Origin of the sequence: Dokdonella sp., from assembly GCF_036518555.1 — a bacterium.
Lineage (GTDB): Bacteria > Pseudomonadota > Gammaproteobacteria > Xanthomonadales > Rhodanobacteraceae > Dokdonella_A.
This window is the reverse complement of record NZ_DATDMY010000038.1, coordinates 1-8,421: the sequence shown is the minus strand read 5'-3', so window position 1 is coordinate 8,421 and position 8,421 is coordinate 1. Positions and strand designations below refer to the sequence as shown.

The 8,421-nt window shown below is 71.1% G+C and carries 9 protein-coding genes; 2 read left to right on the top strand and 7 right to left on the bottom strand.

All coding sequences use genetic code 11. The features are described from left to right. Window positions 1-78: 78 nt before the first annotated feature. From VI238_RS02495 to VI238_RS02485, 3 genes are all read right to left on the bottom strand, one after another. Complete coding sequence (locus VI238_RS02495) at window positions 79-1,248, bottom strand: SPFH domain-containing protein (RefSeq protein WP_331648096.1); 1,170 nt, start codon at window positions 1,246-1,248, stop codon at window positions 79-81. A 436-nt stretch (window positions 1,249-1,684) separates the two neighbouring features. Then, window positions 1,685-2,179: a cupin domain-containing protein gene (locus VI238_RS02490; RefSeq protein WP_331648094.1), complete on the bottom strand. Its 495-nt coding sequence runs from the start codon at window positions 2,177-2,179 to the stop codon at window positions 1,685-1,687. Continuing rightward, window positions 2,176-2,982, bottom strand: coding sequence for an MBL fold metallo-hydrolase (locus tag VI238_RS02485; RefSeq protein WP_331648092.1), 807 nt, complete (start codon window positions 2,980-2,982; stop codon window positions 2,176-2,178). Before VI238_RS02485 ends, VI238_RS02490 begins: the two co-directional genes overlap by 4 nt. A gap of 85 nt (window positions 2,983-3,067) precedes the next feature. Here VI238_RS02485 and VI238_RS02480 point away from each other — a divergent pair, with 85 nt between their 5' ends. Beyond that, window positions 3,068-4,540 (top strand): PLP-dependent aminotransferase family protein, encoded by a 1,473-nt coding sequence (locus VI238_RS02480; RefSeq protein WP_331648090.1) that lies wholly within the window; start codon window positions 3,068-3,070, stop codon window positions 4,538-4,540. Window positions 4,541-4,711: 171 nt separating this feature from the next. Here the strand turns inward: VI238_RS02480 and VI238_RS02475 are convergent, their stop codons facing one another. Genes VI238_RS02475 through VI238_RS02465 form a run of 3 tightly spaced genes read right to left on the bottom strand, consistent with a single transcriptional unit; the run spans window position 4,712 to window position 6,901 of the window. Then, window positions 4,712-5,419 (bottom strand): 16S rRNA pseudouridine(516) synthase, encoded by a 708-nt coding sequence (locus VI238_RS02475; RefSeq protein ID WP_331648088.1) that lies wholly within the window; start codon window positions 5,417-5,419, stop codon window positions 4,712-4,714. Beyond that, window positions 5,416-6,480, bottom strand: a complete 1,065-nt coding sequence (locus VI238_RS02470; protein WP_331648085.1) for a class I SAM-dependent methyltransferase — start codon at window positions 6,478-6,480, stop codon at window positions 5,416-5,418. The genes VI238_RS02475 and VI238_RS02470 overlap by 4 nt, the downstream gene beginning before the upstream one ends. A 34-nt stretch (window positions 6,481-6,514) precedes the next feature. Beyond that, window positions 6,515-6,901, bottom strand: a complete 387-nt coding sequence (locus VI238_RS02465) for a YajD family HNH nuclease (protein ID WP_331648083.1) — start codon at window positions 6,899-6,901, stop codon at window positions 6,515-6,517. A 205-nt stretch (window positions 6,902-7,106) separates the two neighbouring features. Between VI238_RS02465 and VI238_RS02460 the strand changes: the two genes are divergently transcribed. Further along, window positions 7,107-7,922, top strand: a complete 816-nt coding sequence (locus tag VI238_RS02460) for a transglutaminase family protein (protein WP_331648081.1) — start codon at window positions 7,107-7,109, stop codon at window positions 7,920-7,922. 17 nt (window positions 7,923-7,939) lie between these two features. On the opposite strand, the gene VI238_RS02455 is transcribed toward VI238_RS02460, so the two are convergent. Continuing rightward, window positions 7,940-8,421, bottom strand: a 482-nt coding sequence (locus tag VI238_RS02455; RefSeq protein ID WP_331648079.1) for a hypothetical protein, incomplete at its 5' end; no start/stop codon positions are given.

Here is an 8,421-nt window from a genome sequence, read left to right as displayed (position 1 = left end):
CCGCCGCGGCCGGTTCGGCGGCATGCGCGCACGCGAGCGAGAGCAGGCCTGCGAGGATCAGGATCGTTCTCATGGCGCTCACTCCCCGCCCGCGACTGCAGGCGTCCTCATGCCACCGATGAGGTTCGCGCCGATGAAGCCGCCGTCCGCGGGCGGCGGCGCGATGATCACCGAGACCTTGTCCGACAGCTTGTCGGCGAGCGTCTTCTGGATCAGCAGCGGATGCTTCGTGATCAGCGCACCGTCGCGCTCGAGCTGCTCGCTCGCGACCTTGCCGAGCTGCTCGACGCGATACGCATCCGCCTCGGCGAGCTTGCGCCGCGAATCGGCCTCGCCGGCGGCCTCGATGCGCCGGGCTTCGGCCATGCCTTCGGCCGTGCGGATGCGCGCGGCCTTGTCCGCGTCGGCTTCGAGCTTGCGCTGCTCGATCTGCTTCTGCTTGAACGGGATCACGTGCTTCATCGCTTCTTCCTGCGCCTTCGCCGCGATGACCTGCTCGTTCGCGCTGGCCTCGGCGGCTTTCTCGCGCTTGACCTTCTCCGCTTCGGCCTCGAGCTCGGACTGCTTGACCTGTTTTTCCTTGAGCTGCAGCGTGTACTGCATCTGCTCGGTTTCGAGCTCCACCGCGAGCAGCTTGTCCATGCCGGCGCGGTAGTCGGCCGGCAGGTCGACGTTGCCCATCGTCACGCGCTTCAACGCGATGCCCTCCGCGGCGAGCAGCGGCTTGAGCTCGCCCTCGATCACGTCCTGCAGTTCCTGGCGCTTGCTCGAGAAGATCTCGCGCACCGTGTAGCGCGTGAACACCTTGTAGACGACGCCCTGCACGAGCGGCTCGACGAGTTCGGCGCCGATGTCGTTGGGCAGGCGCACGCTCTTGTCGACGAGTGCGGTCGGATCGAGCGCGTAGCGGATCGACAGCTCGACGCCGAGCGAGAGCCCTTCGGACGACTGGAACGGCGCCTCGCCGTCGGCCTTCGCGCTGCGCGTCGGCGCGTAGGTCTGGTCGAGCAGCGAGTAGCGGCGCAGCTCGTGGATGCCCGGCAGCACGAGTGCGACGCCTTCGCCGACGCGCGTGCCCGTGCCGGTGAGGCGGTTCAGGCGCACGCCGACTTCCTGCCGACCGACCGACTCCAGCGGTGGATGGCGGTACACGCCGTAGCCGATCGCGACGGCCACGGCTAACACGATGGTCCTGAGGTTGAGGAATGTGCGCGAGGTTTCCTTCACTGCACGCAGACGGTCCGACACGGTGCCCCCGATGAGCTTCGACCCGATTCGCGGCCCGCATCGAGCGGGCCGACCCTTGCGCGACGATCCGGCTTCCCGGCAGCCACTCGACGATCGCTTGCGCAGGATCATTCCAACGCACGCCGCGGCACGCCCGCGGCCGCGCTCGCGGCGCGTTGCTGGCGGGGTGTGGCGGGATTCGGGCAGTAGGTCGCCTGGCGGGGGTGGCCGAGCGAGAGCGGTAAAGATTGAAACACGAAGGACACGAAGGACACGAAGGAAAAGCAGAAGCAGGAAAATGATTCAACACGGAGCACACGAAAGAAGAACTTTGGAACGAAAAGCGCTTCTTGCTTTGCATTCTCCGTGTGCTCCGTGTGCTCCGTGTGCTCCGTGTTTCAGGCTTTCCCCATCTTTCGCTTTTCCTTCGTGTCCTTCGTGTTTCAATCTTTCGCTCTCAATGCCAAGGACCCACGTCAAGCTCCAGCGCAAGGCAGCCGGTTTCGCGGCAGTGGCGGATGTAGTCGGCGAGGCGGGTGGCGGCGGTGACGCGCGCGGTGACGGTGTCGCCGGGGCCGAGGAATTCGACCGTGCCGGTGACGACGACGAGGGTAACGAGCGGCTCGTCGCCGACGGCCTTCCACCAGTCGAGGGTGCCGGGTGGCTCGTGCGCGTAACCGCCGGCGGCGATGCGTTCGCCGGTATGCAGGAGACGTTCGCCCACAAGGTTCCACGCGTGCACGTCGCCGCCGTGCCGGTGCAGCGGCATCGCGGTGCCGGGATCCATGCGGATCAGCTCGGCGAAGCCGCGATCGCCGAACACGCGCAGCAGCTTCGACGCGCGGCCGGTGCCCGGCGCCGCGATCCATGGCAGCGCATCGGCATGGCGTTGATGATGCGCGAGCAGGCCGTCGCGCACCGCGTCGAGCGATGGCTCCGATGCGTGGCTCATGCGGCCACCGCGCGCAGGTGGCGCTCGAACGACGCATCGACCGCGGCGCGTGCGTCGCCGATGATGTTGCGACCCCAGGTGTAGCCGTAGACGTCCTCGAACGCGAAGCGCGCGAGCCGGTCGCGCATCGCGCGCACGTCGCCGGTCGCCATCGGGACGAAGTTCGGGTAGCTGTACATGAAGCCGACGTGGCGACGGTCCATGACGACCTGCAACGCATCGCCCGGGAACAGCGCGCCGCCGGCGCGCGGGCCATCCTGCCAGTGCAGCGCGGTACTGCCCGGGAAGTGGCCGCCGCAGCGGATCAGCGTCACGTCGTCGGACAGGCGCAGTTCGTCGCCGCCCCACCAGCGGATGCACGCGGACGGCCGCAGCACCCACTCGCGATCGGATTCGTGCAGCAGGATCTCGACGCCACCGAGCGCGTCGCTCCAGTCGACCATCGCCGAGTAGAAGTGCGGGTGCGATATGACGATGCGATCGACGCCGCCGCGCGCGCGCAGTGCGGTGAGCGCGGCGTCCTCGACGAGGCTCACGCATTCCCACAGCAGGTTGCCGGCGCCGGTCGGCAGCAGCAGTGCGCGCTGCGGGATCGCGAAATCGGGCGCGATGCCGATGCCGAGCAGGCCGGCGTCGGTCTCGACGCGGAGGTGATGGCGTGCGGCGAGCTCGGTCGGCGTCGTCCAGCGCTGGCCGCTCCAGCCCACGTACTGGCGGTCGTCGTCGCAGATCATGCATCGCGCGGGCGGCAGCGGGCCCGGTGCGTGCTGGGTACCGCAGGTTTCGCAGATGTGGCACGGCATGACCGGGCTCCTTTCGCCGCGCAGGCGAGCATTCGGCGCCGTCATAACGTACGCTTGCGCTGGTTCTCCGATCGGACCAGTCGCGATGACTACACAGGAACCAGTCGGTCCTCCGTTCGCGTTCCCGCTGCAGCTCGACGGCGGCGGCGGACGCATGCGCCAGCTGCACGAGCAGTTGCGCGCGGCGATCCTCGACCGGCGCCTGCCCGCAGGGGCCGAACTGCCGTCGACGCGAAGCGTCGCGAGTGCGTACGGCATCGCGCGCAACACGGTGATCGCCGCGTACGACCTCCTCATCGCCGAGGGCTACGTGGTCCCGCGCACGGGTGCGAAGGCGGTCGTCGCCGAACTCGCTGCGGCGAGCACCGCGCGACGCGCCGCGAAGGGGCGCCCGCTGCCGCTCGGCCTCGAGGATCCGCGCCTCAATCCGCTCTGGCGCACGCCGTTCCTCGCCGGTTCGTCGCCGCGCGGCCTGCCGCCGCGTTCGTTCCGGCTCGGCGTGCCCGAGCATCGCCATTTCCCGCACGCGGTGTGGCGCAAGCTTTCGGCGCACGCGCTGCGCGCATGGTCGCGGGCGCCGTTCAGCTACCCGCCGTCGGAAGGCATCGCGGAACTGCGCGAGGCGATCGCCCAGCATGTCGCCTTCGCGCGTGCGGTCGCCTGCAAGGCGGACGACGTCATCGTCACCTCGGGTGCGCAGCAGGCCTTCGACCTGCTCGCACGCCTGCTCGTGACGCCGGGAAGGACGCGCGTCGCGTTCGAGGACCCCGGCTATCCACCCGTGCGCGCCGCGTTCGCAGCCGCGGGCGCGCAGCTCGTCTCGATTCCGGTCGACGACGAAGGCCTCTGCGTCGACCGGTTGCCGGCCGACATCAAGGTCGTCAGCGTGACGCCGTCGCACCAGTCGCCGACCGGCGTCGCGCTGTCGATGCGCCGCCGCATCGCGTTGCTCGACTTCGCGCGCACGCACGGCGCGGTCGTCCTCGAGGACGACTACGACGGCGAGTTCCGCTTCGGCGGCCGCCCGCTCGACGCGTTGCAGACGCTCGACCGCGACGCGCTCGTGTTCTACATCGGAACGTTCTCGAAGAGCCTGTTCCCCGCGCTGCGCAAGGGCTTCGTCGTCTCGCCCGGCTGGGCGCGCGACGCGCTCGTCACGGTCAAGCACTGCACCGATTCGCACGGCGACGCGATCGTGCAGTCGCTCCTCGCCGCGTTCATCCGCGACGGCCACCTCGCGCGCCACGTCCGCCGCATGCGGCCGATCTACGCCGAGCGCCGCGAGGCGCTGCTCGAGGGGCTGCACCGGCGGCTGCGCGACTGGTTCGATCCGATCCCGTCGGAAGCAGGGCTGCACCTTGCCGCACGCATCCGCGATCCGGAACTCGCCCAGACGATCTACGCGAAGGCGCGCGTGCACGTGCCCGGCGCGGCGCCGGCCGGCGATTACGCGCGCGAACCGCTACCGCAGCCGGCCCTCACGTTCGGCTACGGCGTGATCGACGCGGAGGAGATCGGACCCGCGCTGCAGCGCTTCGCGCGCGCGCTCGCGTCGTGACGACGCGGCCACGCCGGCACGCGCAGGGCCGGAAGGCCACGCACCGCGCACGCGGCTCCCTCGCGGTCCCCGTGCGATGAACAGACGCGGGGAGCGCGGCGGACGCGCGCGACGCACGGCGAAACTCGTGGATTCGCGGCTCGGCCTGCGTCGCGACGCGGGCGCGATTCGCTATCGCGGCCCGGCGAAGACCTGCGCGATTTCATCCATGCCGAGCGCACGCCACTCCCCCGCCGGCAGGTCGTCGAGCACGAGCCCTCCGATCGCGCTGCGATGGAGCGCATCGACGTGGTTGCCGACCGCGGCGAACATCCGTCGCACCTGGTGGTAGCGCCCCTCGCTGATCGACAGGCGCGCACGGCGCGGGCCGAGCACCTCGAGCTTCGCCGGCGCGAGCGGCGCGGTTTCCGATTCGAGCACGAGCGTGCCGCTCGCGAACAGCGCGCCCTCGTCCCCGCGCAGGTCGCGCGCGAGCGTCGCCTCGTACACCTTCACGATCGCCGCGCGCGGCGAGATGATCCGGTGCAGCAACGCGCCGTCGTCGGTCCACAGCAGCAGGCCCGACGTGTCGCGATCGAGCCGGCCGACCGTCGACAGCGCGGGCGTGCGCGCGCGCCAGCGCGATGGCAGCAGGTCGTAGACGATGCGGCCCGCATCCTTCGTCGAGCAGGTGTAGCCGGCCGGCTTGTGCATCATGAGCACGAGCCCGGGCGGCGGATCGAGTGGTTCGCCGTCGAGGCGGATGCGCGCGTGCTCGACCTTGTCGTCGGCGTACAGCACCTCGCCGTCGGCGTCGGTGACGCGGCCTTCGCGGAACATCCGCGTGACATCCTTGCGGCTGCCATAGCCGAGGTTAGCGATGAGCTTGACCAGTTTCACGCGCGCGGTTCCTTCGCTTCGATGACCTTGAAACCGTCGCGTTCGACGAGCACGCGTACCGTCGCGAAGCGCGTCGCGAGCGTGGCCTCGTACGCGAGATGGCGGTTCGCGACGAGCAGCAGCACGCCGCGCGGTTCGAGCGCGCTCGCGGCCGACTCGATGAATGCGCGGCCGAGCCCGGGGTCGTCCGCGCGTCCCTGATGGAACGGCGGGTTGCTCACGATCGCATCGTAGCGACGCGGCAGGCCGCGCGTCACGTCGTGCCAGAGGAATGCGGTCGCGATCGCGCGCTGGCTCGCCGCGAGGGCGGCGAGCAGGTTCGCTTCCGCCGGCTCGCGCGCACGCGCCTCGGCTTCGTACAGGTCGAGCGTCTCGACGCCCGCGCAGCGGCGCACGATCTCGCAGGCGAGATAGCCGAAGCCCGCGCCGAGATCGGCCACGCGCGGACCCAGAGCCGGCGGCAGGTGTTCGGCGAGCAAGGCGGACGCGGCATCGACGCGGTCCCACGCGAACAGGCCGGGACGGCTCAGCCAGGCACCGCCCGCGATCGGGCGCACCGCATCGAGCGCGCCCCACTCGGCGACCAGCGCCGCATCGACGCGCGCATCGAGCGGTGAAGTCCAGTAGACGCGGCACTTGTGCCGGGACGCACCCTGCAGCGCGCCCGCGAGGCGCTCGAGATCGGCCGCGCCCGAGCGCGCGCCTTCGTTGTTGGGCTGGCACGCGACGACGACGCCGCCGCTCGCGGCGACGCGTACGGCCTGGGCGAACAGCGCGCGCGCCTCGTCGCGCTGGCGCGGTGGCAGGCACAGCACGAGCGGCGCGCTCGGCGGCGCCACGTCGACGAGCCGCGCACCGCTGCGTTCGAGCGCGTCGGCGAACGGCTTGAACGTCTGCACGCACGCGAACGCATCGCGCCAGCGCGTGAGCCACGCGCCCGCGCGCGCGCGCAGGAAGGCGCCCCGGCGAGCGTCGTCGGCATGAGCGGGAGTCGCGACGAAGCCCTGCGCGAGCGGCAGGAACAGCGCATCGAGCACGTCGTCGAGGTCGACCGCGCTCATGTCCGTCGCGGACGCGGACGACGCGCGCGTCGCATCAGGCGTCGCCCTTCCCGCGCGCGAGCAGCGCCGCGAGGCCCGCGAACGGGTTGGACGTCGCGGGCGCGTCGATCGCGGCGGGCGTGTCGTAGCCGGCGCCACGCACGTGATCGATGTAGCGCGAGTGCTCGTTGTCGTGGCAGTACACGCAGAGCAGCTCCCAGTTGCTGCCGTCGGCCGGATTGTCGTCGTGGTCGTGGTTGCGATGGTGGACCGTGAGTTCCTGCAGGTTGGCGCGCGTGAACGCGCGACCACAGCGGCCGCACACCCACGGATACATCTTGAGGGCACGCTCGCGATAGCCGAGCTCGCGCTCTTCCGCCGCACGGCGCGCCTCGGCGACGATGCGGTCGAGCTTGTCGTCGTCGGGTTTGCGCGGTCCCATGCTCGGGTTCGGTCGGCGGTCGAAAGCCTACTGTAGCGTGTCCGGCCCGCCGCCCCCAGTCCGGACGGTCCGCCCCTCCGTGCGCGAGGATGCGCGCGACGCGGACGCCGCACGCGAGCGACCCGGCGCGACCCCGGCGGCGGCCCGGCCGCGTTGGACGCGAGCGCGGCATCGCGCCGTTCGTCCTACGCCACGGAGTCCACGCATGCGATCGACCTTGCGCCCGATGGTCCTGTGCTTGAGCCTGCTCGCCTCGCGCGGCGCGAGCGCCGCCGATTCGAGTCCCGTCGACGACGGGATCGAGCGCACCCTTCGCCAGCTGCTCGTCGTCTCGCCGTACCGGATCCCGGACGCGGCGCGTGCGGGCACGATCCGTTTCCGCGTGCAGACGCCCGGCGCGCCGTGGGCCTGGCCGGAAACGAACGAACAACACGTGCGCACCGACGGCGAGACGACCGAACTCACGATCTGCGCCGCGTGCGGCAAGGAGGCACCGCCGAGCGCGGAGGAGCTGCGCCGTTACCTCGCACCGAACGCGTGGGTACAGAGCCGCGACCGCGGCGTGATCGCGTTCGCGCGCGCCGCGACCGGCGACAGCGTCGATGCGCGGATGAGCGAACTCGTGCTCGCGGTGCAGCGCACGCTGACCGGCCCGGTCGACTTCCGCGACTACGGCAGCGCTACCGACGCGCTCCGCACGCGCGGCGGCGACTGCACCGAATTCGCGCTCCTGCTCGCCGCCGCGGCGCGCGCGCGGCAGATCCCGACGCGCGTCGTCGCGGGCGTGGCGTACGCGAGCCATTTCCTCGGCGTGCGGCATGCGTTCACGCCGCACATGTGGGTGCAGGCCTGGGACGGCCGGAGATGGACGAGTTACGACGCCGCGCTCGGCAGGTTCGACTCGAGCCACATCGCGATCAGCGTCGGCGACGGCGCGCCGGAAGGATTCCGCGGCGAAATGCAGGCGATCGCTCGCCTGCACGTGCTGGACGCAGCCCGCGTCCTCGAAGAGGCCGGCTGATCGCGCGATCCGCCGGCTCAGCGCACTGCGGCGGCAATGCTCTCGTGCACGACCGGCAATTCCGGCACGTCGTCGTCGCCGTCGTCGACGATCGCGGCCGACTGCGGATCGCTGATCCCGCCCATGAGCAGCACCTCGTGCTCCGGCGGTGGTGGCGGCGCGGTCGTCGCCGCACCCGACTCGACCGTCGCCTGGACGTCGATCCCGACCGGATCCGCCTGGCCAGGCGAGGCCAACGTCAACGCGAACGCCGCACCGAGACCGAGCGCCGCGCCGCGGCGCACGCGATAGGACACGCAGATCGGACCTTGCGAATGGCGCACCAACGCGATGCGATCGGCGTCGCTCATCGCGTCCAGGTCGTGCACCGCCTTGCGGCAATGGCCGCAGTAGCCCGCCACGCGCCGCTGCGCGTCGATGCCGAGCGGACAAGGTTGGTCGATCTTCGGGAAGCAAGCCATCGCGGGATCTCCGTTCGTCGGTGGCGGCGCGGCGCGCC

Coding starts and splice junctions, on each gene's coding strand:
- VI238_RS02490 (WP_331648094.1), bottom strand. CDS start 2,179: ATGAGCCACGCATCGGAGCCATCGCTCGACGCGGTGCGCGACGGCCTG.
- VI238_RS02485 (WP_331648092.1), bottom strand. CDS start 2,982: ATGCCGTGCCACATCTGCGAAACCTGCGGTACCCAGCACGCACCGGGC.
- VI238_RS02480 (WP_331648090.1), top strand. CDS start 3,068: ATGACTACACAGGAACCAGTCGGTCCTCCGTTCGCGTTCCCGCTGCAG.
- VI238_RS02470 (WP_331648085.1), bottom strand. CDS start 6,480: ATGAGCGCGGTCGACCTCGACGACGTGCTCGATGCGCTGTTCCTGCCG.
- VI238_RS02465 (WP_331648083.1), bottom strand. CDS start 6,901: ATGGGACCGCGCAAACCCGACGACGACAAGCTCGACCGCATCGTCGCC.
- VI238_RS02460 (WP_331648081.1), top strand. CDS start 7,107: ATGCGATCGACCTTGCGCCCGATGGTCCTGTGCTTGAGCCTGCTCGCC.